This window comes from Psychrobacter sp. 1U2 (assembly GCF_051847575.1).
Window position 1 is genome coordinate 1 of sequence record NZ_JBPYDC010001909.1, and the last position, 501, is coordinate 501.

Sequence of the window (501 nt, forward strand, 5' to 3'; positions counted from 1 at the left end):
CGTTAATGTTGTTTAACTAACGATAATTCAGCGATGGCTGGTTAAAGATATATCACTACTGGAAACATATGTTGTATGCATAAAAAAGGCAGCCTAACGGCTGCCTTTTTATGTCTCTTTATCAATTACTTGCTATTATTTCTTAGTTTTTGTTACACCCGCTTCTTGTAGCAGTGCACCAAGTGTACCCATTTTGCTAGGCGCTTCAGCTTTATCAGCTCTAGGCGCTTTACTGCGGTTATTAGCGCTGTCTTTGTCTTGACGATTGCCACGTGGTTTTGATGGGCGTTTATCGGCGGCTGGGCGGTTGCTACGTGGGCGGCTGGCTTTGTCATCATTACCAGTGCTTGAAGTAGGCTTTGCTACTGAACGCGCTGGCTTTTCAGACTCAGGCTTCATACTAAAACCAATGCGGCCACGTTTTTCATCAATAGAAATGACGCGTACCGAAACAATGTCACCTGGTTTAACGCGGTTCATCGGATCTGCAACGAAGTCATT

1 pseudogene is annotated in these 501 nt (G+C 44.5%); it reads right to left on the reverse strand.

The window, feature by feature from the left end:
* Window positions 1-135: 135 nt before the first annotated feature.
* Window positions 136-501: pseudogene (locus ACS8FD_RS25075) on the reverse strand (RNA-binding transcriptional accessory protein); the annotation flags it as partial.